Genomic DNA, 20,264 nt, shown 5'->3' on the forward strand with positions numbered 1-20,264 from the left:
CGCTCGGGCAAGATCATGCGCCGCCTGTTGCGCACCCTGGCCAAGGGCGAAGCCATCACCCAGGACACCTCGACGCTGGAGAACCCGGCGATCCTGGAGCAGCTGGCGCGCAATCACTGAAAATGATCTGGCCGGGATGCCGGTGAATGTGAGGCCGGTGGGTAGCCCGAGTTCGACTACTCACGGCCTATGGCCTATAAGCGACGCCTCCGTATCCGTGACAGAGACACGACCATGAGGTCACGACGGTTGGCTATGGTGGGAGAAAAAGTGGCGGAAAATGCGCTCACCCATCCCACAATGCGCTCAGCGCACATCCGTAAGCTGTTGATGTTTCAGTGGAAGGTGTGGGTGCGCAGTGCGCACATCGCGCTCGAAATCCGGTGTACGGTTCTTCCGTACCGTGGGTTCGAATCCCACCCTTTCCGCCAAGTCATGAAATCAAGCCGTCTCGTGCGGCTTGATTCTGGCCCGTAAGTTGTTGAATGAACGGCAATTTATGGGGTTTCTCGTCTCGCAGGGCTCCAGTGCGTTTCACAGAGCCTCGGCTTTGACGTGTATAGCGGGCTGTATGGCATTGGGCACTGTCTTCACAACTCGCGTCGTGGCTGTACGCGAACCCTAATCTCCATTCCAGAAAGGTTGCACATACCGTCGTGAGAGTTGGTCCGCCGATTCGCATGACGATGTTCAGCGCGGTGGTGGCCATCGGGAGGTCTTCCCGCACGACAGAGGCATACGCAGCCGAGATCGAAGGAACGCCGACGGCGCTCAGGCCCATGCCTCGGATGAACAGGGCGCATGCGAGTATGGCGATGACAAGCCCGTGACTCGCCAGATAGATCAAGGGCAAGGTTCCTGCGAGTGCCAACGCTGCTCCTCCGGCCGATACCTTGCGTATGCCGAACCGCTTGGTCAACGCTCCCATGAATGGATAGCCGCTCGTGTGACCCACTGAATCGCCGCAAGGCTGCTGTGCAACCTTACGGCGAGACTTGAAAGGGAAACATTGACAACTGTGGCGTCCAGTCTCGCCCAAACGCGGGAAGACTTTGGTGAGGCTATGGGTGTGAGCGTCAAGGCTCAGGTCCGTCATGGCGTCGATGGCGAGCGTGACGTGAAACCCGCACTCATAGGCCTGGCGTGTCGTGGATTCGACCCCGCTGCTGGTCGAGATGCCTGCGAGCACAACCTGCGTGACCCCCATGCCTCGAAGATGCTCCTCGAGGGCCGTCTTCGTGAACGCCCCGGGCGTGTACTTCGTGATCGTGTGATCGGTCGGCTGCTGGTTCAACTCGGGGATGAGATCCGTCCATCCCGCGGGGAAATCCAGGCTGCGTCGAGCCTGCTCCGTTCGCCCCGGCGCCATCATGCCGCCACATTCACCAGCACGACCGGCAGCTTGTGGCTGCGGAATGCGTCCGCCAGCGCGCTGGCGTTCTACACCACAGCTGCGATTGGATGCACAGCGGGAAGCGACACGATGCCCTTCTGCAAATCGATGAGGATCAGAGCTGTCCTGGAATCGAGGGGGCTGAGTGCCATGGTGCTCTTCTTGAAAGGGCCGGGTTAGAAGCCGGCGAGGCGTTTCAGTAATTCCACCGCGGCCGCGAGCTGCTCTTGCTCGCGCGGCGCGAGTTGCGCCTGCAGGGCACGAAACAGCCAGTCCTCCCGCGCCGCTCGACTGGTCTTGAGGATCCTCCCGACAGGCGGGGGCCAGGGAGAAGATGGTTTGCCGGCCATCGGTCTGGTCGGGCTCACCGCCCACCAGACCCGCCGCCTCCAGGCTGGAAACCGTGACCCGCATGGACTGCGGGCGGACGCTCTCGGCTCTCGCCAGCATGGACACCGTTGCGGGCCCATCACGCTCCAACCGATGGAGGGCTGATTTCTGCGCCGAGGTGAAATCCCCGGGATCCCCGGGATGCGCCTGCTCTCGCAGCCGTCGGTTCAGTTTGCCAATCGAAACACGGAACTCACCCGCCAGAGCTGACAGTCGTGAAACCTCTGATGTGCCTGAATGCTTGACCATGCACAAACTGCATCACATATGCAGTTGAACTGTACAGTTTTACTGCTTAATTTTTACTGTGCATGTGCGGCGGCGTGCTGAGCGCCAGCGGCCAGGCGACCGCCTCAATGGTTGAGGCCTGTGCCTGCTGGAACGTGCGGCATGGCCGTCGCTTGCGTACAGTTGCGCAAACGAACTTTTTCCACCTGACACATGATCATCCGACCTCGCCTGCACTGGTTTCGCATGCTCTTCATCCTGCATGGCTCCGTGCTTCCCAAGATCTGGATGCAATTGCTCATCATCACGGCCATGGCATCAGCCATCACGATGAGCGGAGGCGGCATCCTGGGTTGGAAGGTCGGCCTAACTTTTGTGCCGTTCACGCTCATCGGCATTGCCTTGGCCATCTTCCTGGGTTTTCGAAACAGCGCCAGCTATGAGCGCTACTGGGATTGATTGTGACGTTCGTGGCCTACACCTTCTTGGCGCTGGATTCACTGAACGAGGAATTGGAAGAGCCCTTCGGCGTGCTGCCCAATGATCTGCCACTGGAGCACCTATCGATGGGCATTGAAATCACGCTGCGGGAAATGCTGGGGGAGACGCACCTGCCACAGCAATTGCCTCCGAAAAACTATGTGCTGACGTGAGTGCCGATTACGCCGCGTACAGCAGCACCGCGAAGAAATGGAACACGGTACCGGCGAGCACGAACAGGTGCCAGACGAAATGCGTGTAGGGCACTTTGTCGTCGAGCACGAAAAACACCACGCCAAGCGTGTAGGACACGCCACCCGCCAGCAGCAGCGCCAGGCCTGGGGTGGGCATGTGGAGCCAGAGCGGGCGTATGGCGATCAGCACCACCCAGCCCATGGCCAGGTAGAGGAATGTGGAAAGACGGGGATAACGCGTGCCACCCATGACTTTGAAAAACAGGCCTGCCAGGGCGAGGGCCCAGATCAGGCCGAACAGGGTCCAGCCCCAGGCGCCGTGCAGCACGCCCAGGGTGAAGGGTGTGTAGGTGCCGGCAATGAACAGGTAGATGGCGACATGATCGACGACCTGCAACACGCCTTTGACGCGTTGGTGGGGCAGGGCGTGGTAAAGCGTGGAGACGAGGTAGAGCAGGATGGCGCTGCTGCCGAAGATGATGTCGCCGACGAGGGTGGCCGCACTTCCTTGCTCGGCGGAATGAACGACGAGGATGGGAAGCGCAGCGATGGCCAGCGCCAAGCCCAGGCCGTGGCTCAGGCTGTTGGCGATCTCCTCGCCGAGGGTTTGGGCACGCGAGACCGCAGGAATCGAGTGATTTTGTGCCATGCAATAAATGATAGGTTCATCACCCTCAAATTGCCATGGGCCGCTGGATGATGGCGATCAGTGGCCCGCAGTTTCGGCCGACTTGGCGAGCAGGGTGTAGTGCTCGACCTGCGGCGCCGCGGCGAAGAACGGGCCGACGATGCCACGCCACGCAGCGAAGGCTTCCGACTGGCGAAAGCCCAACACGTGGTCTTCCAGCGTGGCCCAGAAAATCATCAGCAGGTAGCGCTCGGGGCTCTCCACCCCCTTGTTGATCTTGTAGCCGCAAAAACCCTTGGCATGGGCAATGACGGTTTCGACGCCGCGCACGATGGCGGCGTCGAATTCGGCCTGGCGGCCTGGCTGGATGCGGATGTCGGCAAGTTCGAGAATCATGGGGGCTTTCCTTGGGTTGGAGCGAACGGTCAGCGTTCCTGGTCGGTCGGCCGCATCAGGATTTCGTTGATGTTCACATGCGCTGGCTGGCCGGCGCAGAACACGATGGTGCGGGCGATGTCCGCGCTTTGCAACTGGCGCATGCCATCCGCCCAGGCGTTGAGGGCGGCTTGCGTCGGACCGTGGGCGATGTGCTCGCGCAACTCGGTTTCCACCACGCCGGGCTCGATCACCGTCACGCGGATATTGTCCTTGTAGGTTTCGCGCCGCAGCGACTCGCTGAAGCCCACCACGCCCCATTTCGTCGCCGAGTAGCCGCCCGCGTTCGGGTTGGCCTGGCGCCCTGCGGTGGAGGCGATGTTGATGATGTGTCCATCCTTGCGTGCGCGCATGCCGGGCAGCGCCGCTTGGCAGGTCGCGATGAGGCCCAGCACGTTGAGCTGCGTCATGTGTTGCCAGCGTGCCAGATCGGCCGTGTCGATCGGCTCCAGATACATCACTCCGGCGTTGTTCACCAGGAGGTCGAGCCGGCCGAAGTGGGCCTCGGTGTCGCGCACGACTTGTTGCGCGGCTTGCAGGTCCGCGAGATCGGCGGGCAGCACCAGCACCTCGGCGGCCAGGGCGCGGAGCTTGGCGGCAAGCGCCTCGAGCCGGTCGGCGCGGCGGGCGCAGATGGCAATGCGCGCACCGGCCTGCGCCAACAGCAGGGCGGTGGCTTCGCCGATACCGGACGAGGCGCCGGTGACCAGGGCGACGCGGCCGGAAACGCCGGCCGGGGCCAGATTGGGGGGAATGGATTGCGCAGACATGCTGAACTCCGTGTCGGATGAAAGTAGCCCTTGATTGTCGATCGATACGCCGCGGGCTGCAGGCGGCGTGCGCTGAACCTTGGCTCGCCAGGCATGTCCCCATGCACCTGTGCGGCTCGCCGATGCATCGGCTAAAGTCAAAGACCCTCACAAACCGAGCGCACACCGCGTTGCCCCGACCATGCATGCGAAACCAAGTGCCCTGATCGTGGGTGCTGGCGATGGCCTCAGCGCCTCGCTGGCCCGCGTCCTCAGCCGCGACGGCGGTTATCGCGTGGCCTTGGCCGCACGCCACCCGAACAAACTGGCGCCGCTGGTCCAGGAACTGGACGCGCTGGCGCTGGCCTGCGATGCGAGCGACCCGGCCCAGGTCGATGCCCTGTTCGTGCAGTTGGACCGAGCCTTCCAGGCCCCGCCCGATGTCGTCATCTACAACCCCGCCGCCAGGGTCCGCGGGCCGATCACCGAGGTCGATGCCCAGGCGGTGGCGCAGGCGCTGGCGGTCACCGCCTACGGCGGCTTCCTCGTTGCGCAGCAGGCGGCGCGGCGCATGTTGCCGCGCGGGCAGGGCGCCTTGCTGTTCACCGGCGCTTCGGCCAGCGTCAAGGGCTATGCCCACTCAGCAGCCTTTGCCATGGGCAAGTTCGCGCTGCGCGGCCTGGCGCAAAGCCTGGCGCGCGAACTCGCGCCGCAAGGCATTCATGTCGCGCATGTCGTGATCGATGGCTCCATCCGCAATCCGGGGCGGGTGGAGCCTGCCGGCGCGCCCGACTCCATGCTCGACCCCGATGCCATCGCTCGCAACTACCTGCAACTGCTGCAACAAGATCGCAGCGCCTGGTCTTGGGAGCTTGAACTGCGGCCGTGGGTGGAGCGGTTTTGAGCAGTGGAACCCCCAGCAGCACCCCCTTGCAGCGGCTCCAAAGCCTTGAACCGGGCAACCCCCACGAGTCCACGATGATCGAAATCTGCGCCGTCGATTGGTCCAACCCCTGCCATGCCGCAGGCGCGCTCGCCATGATCCGGGCCTACGCCCTGGAGGCGACGGGTGGCAAGGGTCTGGAGCACGAAGCCGAGGCCCGCTTGATTCCGGCGCTGCGCGAGCGCCATGACTACGTTGGCGTGCTCGCCCTGGCGCCAGGGCAGGCGGTGGGCCTGGTGAATGCCTTCGAAGGCTTCTCCACCTTCATGGCGCGCCCACTGCTCAACGTGCACGACGTGTATGTGGCGCCAACTCGGCGCGGGCAAGGCTTGGCAGCGCGCATGCTGGAGAGCTTGGAGGCGCTGGCCTTGGCGCGCGGCTGCGGCAAACTCACACTGGAAGTGCTGGAACACAACCTGCCGGCCATCGCCAGTTATCGCAAATTCGGCTTCCAGCCCTATGCCCTCGACCCGGCGCAGGGCCATGCCACGTTCTGGGAAAAACGTCTACCGCTGCGCGCCGACGAAGCCGCAGCTTGAAGCACTAGGCATTTTCGTGGCCGCTTGCAAGGCTGTGGTGTTGCCATTGCGGCACACCGTGGTGACTCAGGGCTCATTGGCTGCCGCCGCGCCGTGGCACAGCTTGTACTTCTTGCCCGAGCCGCAAGGGCAGGGATCGTTGCGCCCGACCTTGGCCGCATTGCGGATGGGCGGCGCCTTGGCCTGGCGCCAGTAGTCGTAGATGGCGATGGCGCAGTCGGCCAGCGCGTCGGCGGCAGCGCGGTGATAGTCGTCGTCGAGCTGTTGATCGCCGAGTTGCGCCCAGCCTTCCTCGGTGCCGTAGAGCATGATGAGGCTGAGTTCGTCGGACGGTTCCTCCAGCATCGGCGCCCAGCCTTGCGGGTCTTGCGCCAGACCCAGCACATAGCCGCTGCACCATTCCTCGATGATGCTTTCCTGTTCGTCGCCTTCGCCGTTCAAATAGATGAGCGGGGCGTAATCGTCCGGATGCTCGCTCAGGGTCGTGGCCAGCATGTTCCAGTAGCGCATCAGCAGGCCCAGAAACTCCTCGGCCTGTTGTTGGTCCTTGAATCGGGGCTGGGCCTTGCCTTCCTCGCTGTCCCAGATCCACGGTAGCGCCTGGGTTGGAGGCAGCAGTTTGGGGCCCGAGAGCAGGGCGGTGAAGAACCCGTCCAGCATGGAAATATCCATGGCGGTTTCGGGCATGTCGTCGCTGTCGAGCAGTTGCTCCAGGCGGTCGAGTTCGGTGTCCGAGAGGGGAGTGTCAGGTCCAGGTGCAGGTGTTTGGGGCATGTTCAGGCAGCCGAGGCAAGAAGAAGGCCGAGTGTAGAGCCTCCTCGGCTCTGGCCAGCGCCAGGCCTGAACAGGGCCGGTGCGCAGAAATGGCGTGAACAGGCCCTTGCTGCCGGGGTTTCAAGGAAACGCTGGTATGGCCGGTTCGACGCCCTCCGGGCTGGCATCGGGGTGGTGCTGACGGATCAGGGCGTGAATTTCATCCACGCGTGCCACCGGCACGTCCAGCATCATCAGGAATTGGCCAGACTGAATGGCTTGTTCATATTGCTTCAAGCGCGGGCTTTCGATGCTGATGCCAATCATGCTGCTCACCCAGGCGCCGAGCACGGTGCCGGCCACGGCCAGCGCCACCACCAGGGCCCCCGCCGAAATCACCGCCACCCCGGGTATGGAAATGGCGACCAAGCCGGCAATGGTTCCGGTGGCGCCTCCGTATCCGAGGCCACGCTCGATGGCGGGGATGAGGTCGGTCTTCTGGGCCAGGCCGGCTTCAGGCAGATTGCCCAGGGGCGTGCCGTCACGGGCGACGATATGGATGTGCTTCTCGGCAATGCGCGCCACCAGCAGTTCATCAACGATGGTGTGGGCCGTGGCGGCATCGGGGACCAGGAAATAAAGGCGTCGCATGGCAGGCTCCTCGCTCAAAGGGTGCGGAGCCGGTTCAGCAGGCATCCGGCTTCGCTGATGCTTTGATCATAGGCGCTGAACATCAAAAAAACACCCCGTAAGCACCAATCTCGGGGTGTTTCAGCGTCGCTTCAGTTTCCATCGGCTGGCCCCTTCAGGCCAGTGTGTGCAGGGCCCGGCGCAAGGTGTCGACGAGTTGATCGATCTGTCCCTGCTCGATGATGAGCGGCGGCGACAACGCGATGGTTTCGCCGGTGTAGCGCACCAGCACGCCGAACTCGAAGCATTTGAGGAAGGTTTGAAAGGCGCGCTTGCCCACGCCATCCGCATGGGAGTGCAACTCGATGCCCGCCACCAGACCGAGGTTGCGGATGTCCTTGACATGAGGTGCGTCGCGCAGGCCATGCACGGCGTTTTCCCAGTACATGTCCAGCCCCTCGCGCTGCACACGGGTGAGCAGGCCTTCGCTGGCGTACAGCTTTTGCGCGGCCACCGCAGCGGCGGCCGCCAGCGGATGTCCCGAGTAGGTGTAGCCGTGGAAAAACTCCACCACCCCTTCGGCCGCGCCGTTGACCACGGCGTCGTAAATGCCCTCGCGCACGAACACCGCGCCCAGCGGCACCGCGGCGTTGTTCACCGCCTTGGCGCTGGTGATGATGTCGGGCGTGACGTTGAAATACTGCGCCGCGAACGGAGTGCCGAGGCGGCCGTAGCCGGTGATGACCTCGTCGAAAATGAGCAGGATGCCGTGTTTGCTGCAGATGGCGCGCAGCTTTTCCAGATAGCCCTTGGGCGGCGCCAGAACCCCGGTGGAGCCAGCCAGGGGTTCGACGATGACGGCAGCGATATTGCTGGCGTCGTGCAACTGCACGATGCGCTCCAGATCGTCGGCCAGATGCGCGCCCCACGCCGGCTGGCCGCGCGAAAAGGCCTGGTGTTCGGGCGCATAGGTGTGGGGGAGGTGGTCCACATTGGGCAGCAGGCTGCCGCGAAACACCTTGCGGTTGGCCACCATGCCGCCCACCGAAATGCCGCCGAAGCCGACGCCGTGGTAACCCCGCTCGCGGCCGATGAACAGGGTGCGCGTGCCCTCGCCACGGGCGCGGTGATAGGCCAGAGCGATTTTCAGCGCCGTATCCACCGACTCCGAGCCTGAGTTGGTGAAAAACACCTTGGTGAGATCGGGCGGGGCGATCTTGGCCAGCAGATCGGCAGCCTCGAATTGCGCCGGGTGGCCCATCTGGAAGGGCGGTGCGTAGTCCATTTCGCTCGCCTGCCGCGCAATGGCCGCGGTGATTTCCTCGCGCCCGTGGCCCGCGTTCACGCACCACAGCCCGGCCACGCCGTCGAGAATCTCGCGCCCGTCATGGCTGCGGTAATGCATGCCGCGGGCGCCGACCAGCATGCGCGGCGCCGTCTTGAACTGGCGGTTGGCGGTGAATGGCATCCATAGCGCATCCAGATTCGGCAGATTCATCGCACCCTGCTGCCCTGCGCGCGTCAGTTCGGTCTGGTCCATCGTGCATCTCCATTGTGTTCGACTCGATCCATGGCATTGTGCTTGCGCTTGCGGCTCTGTCCAAGTACCACAAACTCCACGCCCCATGGAGCCATGCCAGGGTCATGGTGGCCGATTGGCATCGAACGCATGCTCATCTTTTTCGATACTCTCCCACGATGAACCGCCTCCTCCAATCCGCCTGGCGAGCCCTGCTGGATACCCTGCGTCCGAGCATGCTGGCCCTGTCGCTGCTGCCGCTGGCAGCCACCGCAGTCTTGGGACTGGTCGCCCATGCCCTGTTCTGGGAAGGGTGGCTTGCGTCCATGCAAGCTTGGCTGCAGACCCAGACTTGGTTGCTGGACCTGTTGCGGGCGGTGGGTTGGACGCAGCCGGTGCAAGGCCTGAGCATGGCACTGCTCATGGTCTGCAGCATCCTGGCGCTGCTGCTGTCGAGCCTGCTCTTGGTCGCGGCCTTGGTCATGCCAGTGGCGGGTCCTGTGGTCGCGCGGGCCCGTTACGCGCAACTGCAGCAGCGCGGCCGTGGCCGGCTGCTGCAGTCGCTTCTCTGGTCGCTGTGGATCACGCTGGCGGGTTTGGCGGCGTTGCTGTTGAGCCTGCCGCTGTGGTTCATTCCAGTTGTCGGCTGGCTCATTGCGCCGCTGATCTGGGGCTGGATGACGGCGCAGATGTTCGCCTTCGACGCCGTCGTTCAGTTCGCCAGCGTGCCCGAGCGCAGGCAACTCCTGCGCGACCATCGCTGGTCCCTCTTGCTCATGGGCGTGAGCTGCGGTTACCTCAGCGTTTTGCCGACCTTGTTGTTCGGCCTGGGCTGGCTGGTGCTGGCTTTGTTGCCGGTGTTCACGCTGCTGGCGCTGTGGCTGTATGTTCTCAGCTTCGTGTTCACCGCTCTGTGGTTCGTGCATTATTTGCTGGCAGCCTTGGCCGCTGGGCGCGAGCAACTCGTGATCACGGCGTGATCCAGGACGCTGGCTGCAGGGCCGCGGCACCGGCCGACATGCCGTGCGCAGCACCTCCCCCTGCAGTTTCCCTTCCACCTCATCTCGCGTTCCATCATGGCGATCGGCCTCTACATCATCGGCGACGAAATCCTGTCTGGCAAAAGGCGGGACAAGCATTTCGCGCAAGTCCAGGAACTGCTGGCAGCGCGGGGCATGCAACTGCACTGGGCGCAGTATCTGAGTGACGACCCCGTCTTGCTGCAAATGGCCCTGCGCGCAAGCTTTGCCCGGGGTGATGTGGTGTTGAGTTGCGGCGGCATTGGCGCCACGCCCGACGACCACACGCGCCAGAGCGCGGCGGCGGCCCTGGATGTGCCGCTTGAACTCCATCCCGAGGCCAAGCGCCTGATTCAGCAACGCATCGCCACGGCAGCGCTTGGGCCGCCCGATTCGCCAGCCAATGTGCAGCGTTTGCAGATGGGCATGTTCCCGCAAGGCAGCGCCATCATCGCCAACCCCTACAACCAGATTCCCGGGTTTTCGATCCGCCAGCATTTCTTCGTGCCGGGTTTCCCGGTCATGGCTTGGCCCATGTTGGCCTGGGTGCTCGACGGGCCGCTGCAGCATCTGCACCGCATCGGCAGTTATCTCGAGCGTGCCGTCATCGTTCAAGGGGCGATGGAGTCGGACCTGACACCGCTCATGGAGCGCATCGAGCACGAGCATGCCGGCGTCAAGGTGTTCAGCCTGCCGAGTGTGGACCACCCGGAATGGGGCCGGCATATCGAACTGGGCGTCAAAGGCGAGCCTCAAAATGTGGAAGGCGCGTTTGATGCACTCAAACAGGGACTCGATGGCCTGAGAGCACGTATTTGCACAGAAGTTGTGCGAAAACTCTAGCGAGCACGCTCTTGGTGCGCCCGGGCTCTCGGGCAATCATCCATGCCCATCGACTTTCACGACGCTTCCACGGGGATGGCTGTTTGCCATGGCGTGGCATGGTTTCTGCTAGATTTTCGGCATCGTCGACAACACGATCAGTGTGCTCATGAACAGCCTCTTGCAGGTCCATGCCCCAGCGCCAAGTCCCTTTCCCAACCCACTCCCATGACTGGAGAATTTGCATGACCAAACACGTTGCTGATGTGATGAATATGGTGAAGGAACACGACGTCAAGTTCGTGGATTTCCGCTTCACCGACACCCGCGGCAAGGAACAGCACGTGACCGTGCCGATTTCCGCTTTCAACGATGAAAAGTTCACCCAGGGCCACGCTTTCGACGGCTCGTCCATCGCCGGCTGGAAAGGCATCGAGGCGTCGGACATGCTGCTCATGCCCGACCCGAACACCGCCAATGTCGACCCCTTCATGGAAGAGACCACGCTGCTGCTGAGCTGCGACGTGCTCGAGCCGGGCGACGGCAAGCCCTATGACCGCGATCCCCGCTCCATCGCCAAGAAAGCCGAGGCCTACCTCAAGGCATCCGGCCTGGGCGACACTGCCTTCTTCGGCCCGGAGCCCGAGTTTTTCATTTTCGACCAGGTGCGCTGGAACGTCGACATGTCCGGCTGCTTCGTCAAGATCGATTCCGACGAAGCCTCCTGGATGTCGGGCGAGAAGATGGAAGGCGGCAACATGGCTCACCGTCCGTCGGTCAAGGGTGGCTACTTCCCCGTGCCCCCGGTGGACAGCCTGCAGGACATTCGCTCGGAAATGTGCCTGTTGCTGGAGCAGATGGGTGTGCCCGTCGAAGTGCACCACCACGAAGTGGCTGGTGCCGGCCAGTGCGAAATCGGCACCAAGTTCTCCACCCTGGTGCAGCGCGCCGACTGGACGCAGATTCTGAAGTACGTGGTGCAAAACGTGGCCCACAGCTACGGCAAGACCGCCACCTTCATGCCCAAACCCGTGGTGGGCGACAACGGCTCGGGCATGCACGTGCACCAGTCGGTATGGAAAGAAGGCAAGAACCTGTTCGCCGGCAATGGTTATGCCGGGCTGTCCGAGTTCGCGCTGTACTACATCGGCGGCATCATCAAGCACGCGCGCGCCCTCAACGCCATCACCAACCCGGGCACCAACTCGTACAAGCGTCTGGTGCCGGGCTTCGAGGCTCCGGTGAAGCTGGCCTACTCGGCCCGCAACCGTTCCGCCTCCATCCGCGTGCCCTATGTGCCCAGCGACAAGGCGCGCCGCATCGAGGTGCGTTTCCCCGATCCCACCTGCAATCCCTACCTGGCCTTCTCGGCCATGTTGATGGCTGGTCTCGACGGCGTGGAAAACAAGATCCACCCGGGCGAAGCCGCCAGCAAGAACCTGTACGACCTGCCGCCGGAAGAAGACGCAAAAATCCCGACCGTGTGTTCCAGCCTCGACCAGGCGCTGGACTATCTGCACAAGGATCGTGCCTTCCTGACCAAGGGTGGTGTGTTCAGCGAAGATTTCATCGACGCCTACATCGACCTGAAGATGGAAGAAGTCACCCGCTTCCGTATGACCACCCACCCGGTGGAGTTCGATATGTACTACTCGCTGTAATCGTGACCCGTCGGCGTGCGTTGAACCAGCACAGCGCGCCGTTCTGCAAACGACAAGGGGACGGTCCGCCGTCCCCTTGTCGTTTTTTCGTCCGGTGATGACTTTCCGGAAAGGCCGGGCACTGCAGAGCGCGTTCTGGGTCTTACACTGATACAAGCAGCTGAAGCGCGTCCGTTCTGCAGCCTGATTTTCACCAAGCCGGCTCAACTTTCACTGACAGGTCATCGATGTTCCGACTCCCGACTCCCCGCCGCAATCTTGCACTTGGACTGGTGTGGTCGGGGCTGGCCTTGGTGCCACTGGCGCCCCCGCTGGCCCATGCCCAGGAAACCGACCCGAACCGGGTCTACCGCTGCCCGGACAACTCGTACACCAATATGTTGAGCGTGGTGAAGGCGAAGAACTGCAAGCCGGTGGACAACGCCAATGTCAGTGTGATGTCCCCGCCCACACCGTCGAAAAGGCCTGCTGCCGCGCCACGGAGTTCTTCCAGCGCCGACCGCGTCAGCCCGTCCACCCAAACCGAACGCGACGCCGAGGCCCGGCGCATTCTCGATGCCGAATTGCAGAGCCAGCAGCTCAAGCTGCAGGAACTGCTCAAGGCCTACAACAATGGCCACCCCGGCTACCTGGGCAACGAGCACAACGTCGGCGGCGGCATCAACCAGCAGAAATATCTCGACCGTGTGGCGGCGATGAAGAACCAGATCACCCTGACCGAGGCCAATATCCAGGCCTTGCAGCGTGAACTGCAACGCTATGGGCAGTGAGTCCCAGGATCCGGCCGAATTCTTGTCTCCCGAGGAGGCAACGAATCCATCCCAGGATGACTTGACCCCCTTTGCCGGTGTCGCGATGTCACGTGCTGCTTCCGCCGGCGCCCAGGCTGCACTCGACTGGCTGGCCACGATGGCCGCCCTGGTCGACCCGCAAGGACGGATGCTGCATGCCAACCCGGCGATGGAAGCCGGGCTCGGGCTGTCGCGCAGGCATTTGCTGGGGCGCGATCTGGCGCAATGGCTGACGCGGCAAAGCCTGTGGCACGAAGCCTTGCAGCAGGTGCAGGCCAATGAGTTCAGCAGCAAGCGTTTCGACTGCACGGTGATGGCGCGCACCGCGGCCGATCCGCTGCAGGTGCAACTCATCGTGGCGCGCACCGAGCTGCCCGACACGCTGCTGGTGGAACTCGTGGAGCTTGGCCAGCAGACGCGGCAGGAGCGCGAGGAGCAGTGGCTCAACCAGGCTCAGGCCAACAAAGACCTGATCCGCAACCTGGCGCACGAAATCAAGAACCCGCTGGGCGGCATTCGCGGCGCGGCCCAGTTGCTGCAGATGGATCTGGAAAGCCGCGAGTTGCAGGAGTACACCCGCATCATCATTCATGAGGTGGACCGCCTGCAGACCTTGGTGGACAGCCTGCTGGCGCCGCACCGCCGTCCGCATGTGGTGGGCGAGATGAACATCCACGAGGTGCTCGAGCGCGTGCGCTCGGTCATTCTGGCCGAGTTTCCCCAGGGTCTGAGCGTGGAGCGCGATTACGACGCCAGCATCCCGGAATTTCGCGGCGATCGTGAGCAGCTCATCCAGGCCATTCTCAATATCGTGCACAACGCGGCCCTGGTCCTGAGCGAGCGCATGCGCGCGGGCGATGCGCGCATCGTGCTCAAGACCCGCATCGCGCGGCAGGTGACTCTGGCCAAGCAGCGCCATCGCCTGGCACTGCTCTTGCATATCACCGACAACGGCCCTGGCGTGCCGGCGGATATCAAGGACCGTATGTTCTTTCCGCTGGTGTCGGGGCGGGAGGGTGGCAGTGGCCTGGGACTCACCCTGGCCCAGACCTTCATCCAACAACATCAGGGAACCATCGAGTGCGACAGCCAGCCTGGCCTGACCGATTTCCGCATCCTCATGCCGCTGCCGTGAGGTTGACAGGCCGGAGCTCGCGCGCGCGCTGTACTCCTGCGGAGAGATGTCCACCATGAAACCCATCTGGATCGTCGACGACGATCAATCCATCCGTTTCGTCCTGGAAAAGGCGCTGGAGAAAGCCGGCTTGCCGGTTCGCAGCTTCTCCAATACCCGCGAGGTGCAAGCCGCGCTGAGCGACGAGGCTCCACAGGTTCTGGTCTCCGACATCCGCATGCCCGGCGGTAGCGGCATCGAGTTGCTGCAGGAGGTCAAGCGTACCCAGCCGCAGTTGCCGGTCATCATCATGACGGCCTACTCCGACCTGGACAGCGCGGTTTCCGCCTTCCAGAGCGGTGCCTTCGAATACCTCAGCAAGCCCTTCGACCTGGAAAAGGCGGTCGACCTGATTCGGCGCGCGGTGGACGAGAGCATGCGCGAACAAGACAGCGAGGAGGCGCGCATCGACGCCCCCGAACTGCTGGGCCAAGCCCCGGCGATGCAGGACGTGTTCCGCGCCATCGGGCGTTTGTCGCCGTCGCAGGTCACCGTGCTCATCACCGGCGAGTCCGGCAGCGGCAAGGAGTTGGTGGCGCAGGCGCTGCATCGCCACAGTCCGCGCTCCAACGGGCCGTTCGTCGCCATCAACACCGCGGCCATCCCGCGCGACCTGCTGGAGAGCGAACTGTTCGGCCATGAGCGCGGTGCCTTCACCGGGGCGCAAACCTCGCGGCGCGGGCGCTTCGAGCAGGCCGAGGGCGGCACCTTGTTTCTCGACGAAATTGGCGACATGCCCTATGAGTTGCAAACCCGCCTGCTGCGGGTGTTGTCCGACGGGCATTTCTACCGTGTGGGCGGGCACAGCCCCATGAAGGCGCATGTGCGGGTGATTGCCGCCACGCACCAGAACCTCGAAAACCGGGTGCGCGACGGGCTGTTCCGCGAAGACCTGTTCCACCGCCTCAACGTCATCCGCCTGCGCCTGCCGGCGCTGCGCGAGCGCCGTGAAGACATCGTCCTGCTGGTGCGGCATTTCCTGCTGAAAAGCGCGAAGGACCTGGGGGTCGATGCCAAGCGCTTGTCGGACGAAGCTCTGGCCGCGCTGCAGAACTACCCCTTTCCCGGCAATGTGCGCGAGCTGGAAAACGTGTGCCACTGGCTCACCGTCATGGCGCCCGGCCTCACGGTCGACGTGAAGGACTTGCCGCCCGAGCTGCAGCAGTCCAGCCGCGCGGCACAGGCAGCTTCGTCGACGCCTGCGCCGGCCCCCCAGGGTGCGGCGCCAAGCGCGCGCGAGCCGGTGAGCGAGCCACGCAAGGAAGACGGCATGCCGACCACCGTGCCGGGCATGCCCGCAAGCCCAAGCTCAAGCCATGCGACCACAGCGCCACCATCGCTTGAGGCAACTCCGCCGATGGCCGAATCGTCCGCGCCGGCTGCACCAGCCGAGGGCTGGGAGGCGATCGTGGCGCGCACCACGCGCGAACTGCTGCACAGCGGCCAGCCGGAGGTCATGGATTGGCTCACTCAGCGCTTCGAGCGCGCGGTGATCCAGGCCGCGCTGGAGTTCACGCATGGGCGCCGCATCGAGGCGGCGGTCAAGCTCGGCATTGGTCGCAACACCATCACCCGCAAGATCCAGGACCTGGGCCTGGACGATTGAAGCCGCGGCGGCTGCTCTCTGTGGCGTCGCCGCTCAGCTGCCGGGGGCGTTCAATTCAGCGATCACCGGCGCGTGGTCGCTGGGGCGCTCGTTCTTGCGCGGGGCCTTGTCGATGGCGCAGCTTGCAACGCTCGCCCTCAGCGCGGCGCTCACCAGAATGTGGTCGATGCGCAGGCCCTGGTTGCGGCGAAAGGCCAGGTTGCGGTAATCCCACCAGCTCCAGCTTTTCGGCGGCTGCTCGAACAGGCGGAAGGCATCGGCCAGCCCCAAGTCCAGCAGGGCGCGGAAATGCCCGCGCTCCTCGTCGGTGCAGTGAATCTTGCCGCGCCAGGCCTCGGGGTCATAGACGTCGCGGTCCTCCGGGGCAATGTTGTAGTCGCCCATCAGCACCAGTTGCGGGTGGCGCGCCAATTCCTCGCGCAGCCAGGCCTCGAGCGCCTCCAGCCAAGCCATTTTGTAAGCGAACTTCTCGCTGCCCGGCTCCTGGCCGTTGGGGAAGTAGGCGCCGACCACGCGCACGCCTTGCACGGTGCCGGCAATCACCCGCGCCTGGGCATCGTCCAGCCCGGGAATATTGCGCACCACGTCGGCAGCCGCCGCGCGCGACAACAGTGCGACGCCGTTGTAGGTGCGCTGGCCGAAGCTCTGCGCCTGCCAGCCGGCCGCAAGCAATTCGGCATGCGGAAACTTGTCGTCGGGCTGCTTGGTTTCCTGCAGCACCAGCACATCGGGCTGCTGCGCTTGCAGCCAGTCCAGCACTTGAGGCAGGCGCACGGACAGGGAATTGACATTCCAGGTGGCGATTTTCATGGGGGGCTGCGGTGGGCCTGGACGGATGGCGCGATGTGATGCAGCGCGGGTGAAAGTTGGTGGATGGCGCGTCCGTCCAGGCCGCAAGCCTGAGCAATGCGAAGCAGGGTTGCGGGCTCGCCATTGGTCCAGAAGTCGATCTGGCCTCGCACATTGCTGAACTGGCCTGTCGCCGGCAGGCTGGCGGCGATACGTGCGGTCTGGGCGGCGACGGCATCGGCCGGATCGAGCAGCGTCGCCTCGGCGGGGGATCGACCGAGCGCTTCGCGCAGGGCTGGTGCGACCAGCGGGTAGTGGGTGCAACCGAGCACCACGGTGGTGCAACCGGCAGCGCGCAGCGGGGTGCAGAAACGCTCGACCAGGGCCAAGGTTTCGGCAGCTTCGGGGCCCCGGTTTTCAATGGCTTCGGCAAGACCGGGGCAGGGCTGCAGCAGCAGATCGGCGTCGCTGGATTGAGCTTGCAGCAGGGCCTGGAACTTGGGCGAGGCCAAAGTGCCGGGTGTGGCCAGCACGCCGACCGGCTTGCCCCGCGCCGCAGCCAGCGCCGGTTTGATGGCCGGCTCGATGCCGACGAACGGGATGGACGGCCATTGCTGGCGCAACGCCGCAATCGCCAGCGCGGTGGCGGTGTTGCAGGCGACGACGATGAGTTCGCAGCCCTGGGCCAGCAGGAAAGCACTGAGCCAGCGGCTGCGCCCGAGCACGTAGCTGGCGTCGCGTTCGCCATAGGGGGCGAAGGCCGAGTCGGCGGCATAGGTGAAATGTGCCTGGGGCAGGCGACGGTGCAGTGCGGCCAGCACGGTGAGGCCGCCCACGCCCGAGTCGAACACGCCGATGCGTCTGGCCGCAGCGGCTTGCGCTCGCGTCGAGTTGGACATGTCGTCGGCGGATGCACCGACCAGGTTGGCGCAGGACGGGCAGAGGCAGGCCTGGCCACGCATCGCAGGTGGAATGCGCGCCAGTGCGGCATCGCTGATGGTCACGTCCCTGCACCAACAGGCTGCCTCGAAGCTGCCGCTGGCCGCAGGCACACAGCCGTTGGCCTGGCTGCACACCGGGCAAAGCGGCGCAGTGCGCGGTGTTGCGGCCGGCGCCATGTTCAGACCACGGCCACCGGGATCTTGCCGATGCGCGCGCGCCACTCGGCCGGGCCGGTGTTGTGCACCGAAGTGCCCAAGGCATCCACGGCCACGGTCACCGGCATGTCTTGCACCGTGAACTCGTAGATGGCCTCCATGCCCAGGTCTTCGAAGGCGAGCAGGCGCGAAGCCTTGATGGCCTTGGACACGAGGTAGGCGGCGCCGCCCACGGCCATGAGATAGGCGCTCTTGTGCTTGCGAATGGCCTCGATGGCCGCCGGGCCGCGCTCGGCCTTGCCAATCATGGCGATGAGCCCGGTCTGTGCCAACATGGTTTCGGTGAACTTGTCCATGCGCGTGGCCGTGGTGGGGCCGGCCGGGCCGACCACTTCGCCCTGCACCGGGTCCACCGGGCCGACGTAGTAAATCACGCGGTTGGTGAAGTCCACCGGCAGCTTCTCGCCCTTGGCCAGCATGCCGGCAATGCGCTTGTGCGCAGCGTCGCGTCCGGTCAACATCTTGCCCGTCAGCAACAGGGTTTCGCCTGGCTTGAAGCTGGCCACCTCGGCCGGGGTCAAGGTGTCGAGGTTGACGCGGCGGCTGCGTTCGTAATCCGGCGCCCAATGGACGTCGGGCCACAGGTCCAGGCTGGGCGGCTCCAGGTAGACGGGGCCCTGGCCGTCCATCACGAAGTGCGCGTGGCGGGTGGCGGCGCAGTTGGGAATCATCGCCACCGGCAGGTTGGCGGCGTGGCAAGGCCAATGCTTGATTTTCACGTCCAGCACCGTGGTCAGCCCGCCCAGGCCCTGCGCGCCGATGCCCAGGGCATTGACCTTTTCATACAGCTCGATGCGCAAGGCCTCGTACTTGTCGCGCGGCCCCCGCGTGAGCAATTCGCTCATGTCGATGTCTTCCATCAAGGCCTGCTTGGCCATCAGCATGGCGTGCTCCGCAGTGCCGCCGATGCCGATGCCCAGCATGCCCGGCGGGCACCAGCCCGCGCCCATGGTCGGCAGGGTTTGCAGCACCCAGTCGACCACGCTGTCGCTGGGGTTGAGCATGGCGAACTTGGACTTGGCCTCCGAACCGCCGCCTTTGGCCGCCGCGGTCACGTCCAGGCGATTGCCCGGCACCAGTTCCACATGCAGCACCGCGGGGGTGTTGTCGCCGGTGTTCTTGCGCTCGAACAGCGGGTCGGCCAGGACCGAAGCGCGCAGCTTGTTGTCGGCGTCGAGATAGCCACGGCGCACGCCCGCGTCCACCGCGTCCTGCAGGCTGCCGCTGAGGCCTTCGAAGCGCACGTCCATGCCGACCTTGAGGAAGACGTTGACGATGCCGGTGTCCTGGCAGATGGGCCGACGTCCTTCAGCGCACATGCGGCTATTGGTCAGGATTTGCGCGATGGCGTCTTTCGCCGCGGGGCTTTGCTCGCGGGTGTAGGCCCGCGCCAGATGCGCGATGTAGTCGGCCGGGTGGTAGTAGCTGATGAATTGCAGCGCCGCAGCGATGCTCTCGACCAGGTCGTCCTGGCGAATGATGGTGGTGGACAAGGGAGTCTCCGTGGGTTGCCGAATCAGTGGTCAGGTTCTCCACGAATGTTAAGACCGCTCCCCGGCGCCTGTCGCTCAGTGGCCGCCTCCCGGGTTGTTGGCGGGTGCGTAATCGTGGATGGTGCGGGTCATCATGCGGTCGGTGTAGGCAATGGCCATGGCCGAGAGCAGGAATGTGAGATGGATGGCAGTCTGCGCGATCAGCGCCTTGGTGCTGTAGGCGTCGGCATTGATGAAGGTGCGCAGCAGGTGGATCGACGAAATGCCGATGATGGCCAGCGCCAGCTTCACCTTGAGCACCGAGGCGTTGACGTGCGACAGCCATTCGGGATGATCCGGGTGGCCTTCGAGGTACATGCGCGAAACGAAGGTCTCGTAACCACCGACGATGACCATGATCAGCAAGTTGGCGATCATCACCACGTCGATGAGACTGAGCACCACCAGCATGATGGTGGTCTCCGTCAGCTTCGGCAAGCTGGCGTGCACGGCGGCAGCGATGCCGCCTTCGGGCGGAATGGGGTTGCGCACGGCCACGGCTTCGAGCAGGTGCTGCAAGGAAGTCTGGTTGCCCATGGCGGCACCCACCAGATCCACCAGTTCGACCCAGAAGTGGAAGACATAAACGCCCAGCGCGAGGATCAGCCCGACGTAGAGTGGCAGCTGCAGCCAGCGGCTGAAAAACAGCAGGCGGGGAACGAGTGGCAACTGGGCGGTAGGTTGGGGTTTGGCCATGGGGGATGCGGTGGATACCGGGAAATCACGCGGAACCTGATTCTAAGGATGCAATGTGTTGCGATTGCAGCGGCTGCGCCCACAGCACGTCAGGGGGGTGTAAGAGCGGGTGGTTCACAATGAAAAGCAAACACAA

General features: G+C 64.1%; 21 protein-coding genes. 10 read left to right on the forward strand and 11 right to left on the reverse strand.

The genetic code is table 11. From position 1 onward, the window contains the following. Positions 1–433: 433 nt before the first annotated feature. Positions 434–2,032 (reverse strand): isochorismatase family protein, encoded by a 1,599-nt coding sequence (locus tag ACYCUK_RS11200; protein WP_461594849.1) that lies wholly within the window; start codon positions 2,030–2,032, stop codon positions 434–436. Positions 2,033–2,224: 192 nt separating this feature from the next. Here ACYCUK_RS11200 and ACYCUK_RS11205 point away from each other — a divergent pair, with 192 nt between their 5' ends. Together ACYCUK_RS11205 and ACYCUK_RS11210 are read left to right on the forward strand one after the other, a co-directional pair. Next, on the forward strand, positions 2,225–2,470 hold the full coding sequence (locus ACYCUK_RS11205; RefSeq protein ID WP_461594850.1) for a hypothetical protein: 246 nt from the start codon (positions 2,225–2,227) through the stop codon (positions 2,468–2,470). Between the two features lie 11 nt (positions 2,471–2,481). After that, positions 2,482–2,664, forward strand: a complete 183-nt coding sequence (locus tag ACYCUK_RS11210) for a hypothetical protein (protein WP_461594851.1) — start codon at positions 2,482–2,484, stop codon at positions 2,662–2,664. A 7-nt stretch (positions 2,665–2,671) separates the two neighbouring features. Here ACYCUK_RS11210 and trhA read toward each other — a convergent pair whose 3' ends face one another. Genes trhA through ACYCUK_RS11225 form a run of 3 tightly spaced genes read right to left on the reverse strand, consistent with a single transcriptional unit; the run spans position 2,672 to position 4,518 of the window. After that, entirely contained in the window at positions 2,672–3,334 is a 663-nt protein-coding gene (trhA, locus tag ACYCUK_RS11215) for a PAQR family membrane homeostasis protein TrhA (RefSeq protein ID WP_461594852.1), read from the reverse strand. 57 nt (positions 3,335–3,391) lie between these two features. After that, complete coding sequence (locus tag ACYCUK_RS11220; protein ID WP_461594853.1) at positions 3,392–3,709, reverse strand: antibiotic biosynthesis monooxygenase family protein; 318 nt, start codon at positions 3,707–3,709, stop codon at positions 3,392–3,394. A gap of 29 nt (positions 3,710–3,738) precedes the next feature. Continuing rightward, positions 3,739–4,518, reverse strand: coding sequence for an SDR family oxidoreductase (locus ACYCUK_RS11225; protein WP_461594854.1), 780 nt, complete (start codon positions 4,516–4,518; stop codon positions 3,739–3,741). Between the two features lie 181 nt (positions 4,519–4,699). On the opposite strand from ACYCUK_RS11225, the gene ACYCUK_RS11230 reads away from it, so the two are divergent. Together ACYCUK_RS11230 and ACYCUK_RS11235 are read left to right on the forward strand one after the other, a co-directional pair. Continuing rightward, on the forward strand, positions 4,700–5,401 hold the full coding sequence (locus ACYCUK_RS11230) for an SDR family NAD(P)-dependent oxidoreductase (protein ID WP_461594855.1): 702 nt from the start codon (positions 4,700–4,702) through the stop codon (positions 5,399–5,401). A 74-nt stretch (positions 5,402–5,475) separates the two neighbouring features. Beyond that, complete coding sequence (locus ACYCUK_RS11235; RefSeq protein ID WP_461594856.1) at positions 5,476–5,979, forward strand: GNAT family N-acetyltransferase; 504 nt, start codon at positions 5,476–5,478, stop codon at positions 5,977–5,979. A 66-nt stretch (positions 5,980–6,045) separates the two neighbouring features. Here the strand turns inward: ACYCUK_RS11235 and ACYCUK_RS11240 are convergent, their stop codons facing one another. The 3 genes from ACYCUK_RS11240 to aptA all read right to left on the reverse strand — a co-directional run bounded on the left by ACYCUK_RS11240 (position 6,046) and on the right by aptA (position 8,902). Further along, complete coding sequence (locus ACYCUK_RS11240; protein ID WP_461594857.1) at positions 6,046–6,753, reverse strand: UPF0149 family protein; 708 nt, start codon at positions 6,751–6,753, stop codon at positions 6,046–6,048. A gap of 120 nt (positions 6,754–6,873) precedes the next feature. Beyond that, positions 6,874–7,383: a DUF1269 domain-containing protein gene (locus ACYCUK_RS11245; protein ID WP_461594858.1), complete on the reverse strand. Its 510-nt coding sequence runs from the start codon at positions 7,381–7,383 to the stop codon at positions 6,874–6,876. Between the two features lie 154 nt (positions 7,384–7,537). Then, positions 7,538–8,902, reverse strand: coding sequence for an omega-aminotransferase AptA (gene aptA, locus ACYCUK_RS11250; protein ID WP_461594859.1), 1,365 nt, complete (start codon positions 8,900–8,902; stop codon positions 7,538–7,540). 158 nt (positions 8,903–9,060) lie between these two features. Between aptA and ACYCUK_RS11255 the strand changes: the two genes are divergently transcribed. The 6 genes from ACYCUK_RS11255 (at position 9,061) to ntrC (ending at position 15,954) form a co-directional block, all read left to right on the forward strand. Next, entirely contained in the window at positions 9,061–9,861 is an 801-nt protein-coding gene (locus ACYCUK_RS11255; RefSeq protein WP_461594860.1) for an EI24 domain-containing protein, read from the forward strand. A 96-nt stretch (positions 9,862–9,957) separates the two neighbouring features. After that, complete coding sequence (locus ACYCUK_RS11260; protein WP_461594861.1) at positions 9,958–10,743, forward strand: competence/damage-inducible protein A; 786 nt, start codon at positions 9,958–9,960, stop codon at positions 10,741–10,743. Between the two features lie 224 nt (positions 10,744–10,967). Next, entirely contained in the window at positions 10,968–12,383 is a 1,416-nt protein-coding gene (gene glnA, locus ACYCUK_RS11265) for a type I glutamate--ammonia ligase (RefSeq protein WP_112487218.1), read from the forward strand. Positions 12,384–12,610: 227 nt separating this feature from the next. Next, on the forward strand, positions 12,611–13,153 hold the full coding sequence (locus tag ACYCUK_RS11270; protein WP_461594862.1) for a hypothetical protein: 543 nt from the start codon (positions 12,611–12,613) through the stop codon (positions 13,151–13,153). Positions 13,154–13,238: 85 nt separating this feature from the next. After that, complete coding sequence (gene glnL / locus ACYCUK_RS11275; protein ID WP_461594863.1) at positions 13,239–14,309, forward strand: nitrogen regulation protein NR(II); 1,071 nt, start codon at positions 13,239–13,241, stop codon at positions 14,307–14,309. Between the two features lie 55 nt (positions 14,310–14,364). Next, positions 14,365–15,954, forward strand: a complete 1,590-nt coding sequence (gene ntrC, locus ACYCUK_RS11280; RefSeq protein WP_461594864.1) for a nitrogen regulation protein NR(I) — start codon at positions 14,365–14,367, stop codon at positions 15,952–15,954. Positions 15,955–15,987: 33 nt separating this feature from the next. On the opposite strand, the gene ACYCUK_RS11285 is transcribed toward ntrC, so the two are convergent. From ACYCUK_RS11285 to ACYCUK_RS11300, 4 genes are all read right to left on the reverse strand, one after another. Continuing rightward, entirely contained in the window at positions 15,988–16,764 is a 777-nt protein-coding gene (locus ACYCUK_RS11285) for an exodeoxyribonuclease III (protein WP_461594865.1), read from the reverse strand. Continuing rightward, positions 16,761–17,861, reverse strand: coding sequence for a glutamate racemase (murI, locus tag ACYCUK_RS11290; RefSeq protein ID WP_461594866.1), 1,101 nt, complete (start codon positions 17,859–17,861; stop codon positions 16,761–16,763). Before murI ends, ACYCUK_RS11285 begins: the two co-directional genes overlap by 4 nt. 2 nt (positions 17,862–17,863) lie before the next feature. After that, on the reverse strand, positions 17,864–19,393 hold the full coding sequence (locus ACYCUK_RS11295) for a fumarate hydratase (protein ID WP_461594867.1): 1,530 nt from the start codon (positions 19,391–19,393) through the stop codon (positions 17,864–17,866). 75 nt (positions 19,394–19,468) lie between these two features. Next, a complete protein-coding gene (locus tag ACYCUK_RS11300) occupies positions 19,469–20,128 on the reverse strand; it encodes a YqhA family protein (protein ID WP_112487212.1) in 660 nt (219 codons plus the stop codon). Between the last annotated feature and the right edge of the window lie 136 nt (positions 20,129–20,264).

It is taken from the genome of Thiomonas sp., assembly GCF_054608695.1.

Excerpts from the sequence above, each read along its gene's own strand:
- ACYCUK_RS11225 (WP_461594854.1), bottom strand. The coding sequence starts at position 4,518 with ATGTCTGCGCAATCCATTCCCCCCAATCTGGCCCCGGCCGGCGTTTCC.
- glnA (WP_112487218.1), top strand. The coding sequence starts at position 10,968 with ATGACCAAACACGTTGCTGATGTGATGAATATGGTGAAGGAACACGAC.
- ACYCUK_RS11205 (WP_461594850.1), top strand. The coding sequence starts at position 2,225 with ATGATCATCCGACCTCGCCTGCACTGGTTTCGCATGCTCTTCATCCTG.
- ACYCUK_RS11220 (WP_461594853.1), bottom strand. The coding sequence starts at position 3,709 with ATGATTCTCGAACTTGCCGACATCCGCATCCAGCCAGGCCGCCAGGCC.
- ACYCUK_RS11245 (WP_461594858.1), bottom strand. The coding sequence starts at position 7,383 with ATGCGACGCCTTTATTTCCTGGTCCCCGATGCCGCCACGGCCCACACC.
- murI (WP_461594866.1), bottom strand. The coding sequence starts at position 17,861 with ATGGCGCCGGCCGCAACACCGCGCACTGCGCCGCTTTGCCCGGTGTGC.
- ACYCUK_RS11240 (WP_461594857.1), bottom strand. The coding sequence starts at position 6,753 with ATGCCCCAAACACCTGCACCTGGACCTGACACTCCCCTCTCGGACACC.
- aptA (WP_461594859.1), bottom strand. The coding sequence starts at position 8,902 with ATGGACCAGACCGAACTGACGCGCGCAGGGCAGCAGGGTGCGATGAAT.
- ntrC (WP_461594864.1), top strand. The coding sequence starts at position 14,365 with ATGAAACCCATCTGGATCGTCGACGACGATCAATCCATCCGTTTCGTC.
- ACYCUK_RS11300 (WP_112487212.1), bottom strand. The coding sequence starts at position 20,128 with ATGGCCAAACCCCAACCTACCGCCCAGTTGCCACTCGTTCCCCGCCTG.
- ACYCUK_RS11255 (WP_461594860.1), top strand. The coding sequence starts at position 9,061 with ATGAACCGCCTCCTCCAATCCGCCTGGCGAGCCCTGCTGGATACCCTG.
- glnL (WP_461594863.1), top strand. The coding sequence starts at position 13,239 with ATGTCACGTGCTGCTTCCGCCGGCGCCCAGGCTGCACTCGACTGGCTG.
- ACYCUK_RS11285 (WP_461594865.1), bottom strand. The coding sequence starts at position 16,764 with ATGAAAATCGCCACCTGGAATGTCAATTCCCTGTCCGTGCGCCTGCCT.
- ACYCUK_RS11235 (WP_461594856.1), top strand. The coding sequence starts at position 5,476 with ATGATCGAAATCTGCGCCGTCGATTGGTCCAACCCCTGCCATGCCGCA.
- ACYCUK_RS11200 (WP_461594849.1), bottom strand. The coding sequence starts at position 2,032 with ATGGTCAAGCATTCAGGCACATCAGAGGTTTCACGACTGTCAGCTCTG.
- ACYCUK_RS11230 (WP_461594855.1), top strand. The coding sequence starts at position 4,700 with ATGCATGCGAAACCAAGTGCCCTGATCGTGGGTGCTGGCGATGGCCTC.
- ACYCUK_RS11260 (WP_461594861.1), top strand. The coding sequence starts at position 9,958 with ATGGCGATCGGCCTCTACATCATCGGCGACGAAATCCTGTCTGGCAAA.
- trhA (WP_461594852.1), bottom strand. The coding sequence starts at position 3,334 with ATGGCACAAAATCACTCGATTCCTGCGGTCTCGCGTGCCCAAACCCTC.
- ACYCUK_RS11270 (WP_461594862.1), top strand. The coding sequence starts at position 12,611 with ATGTTCCGACTCCCGACTCCCCGCCGCAATCTTGCACTTGGACTGGTG.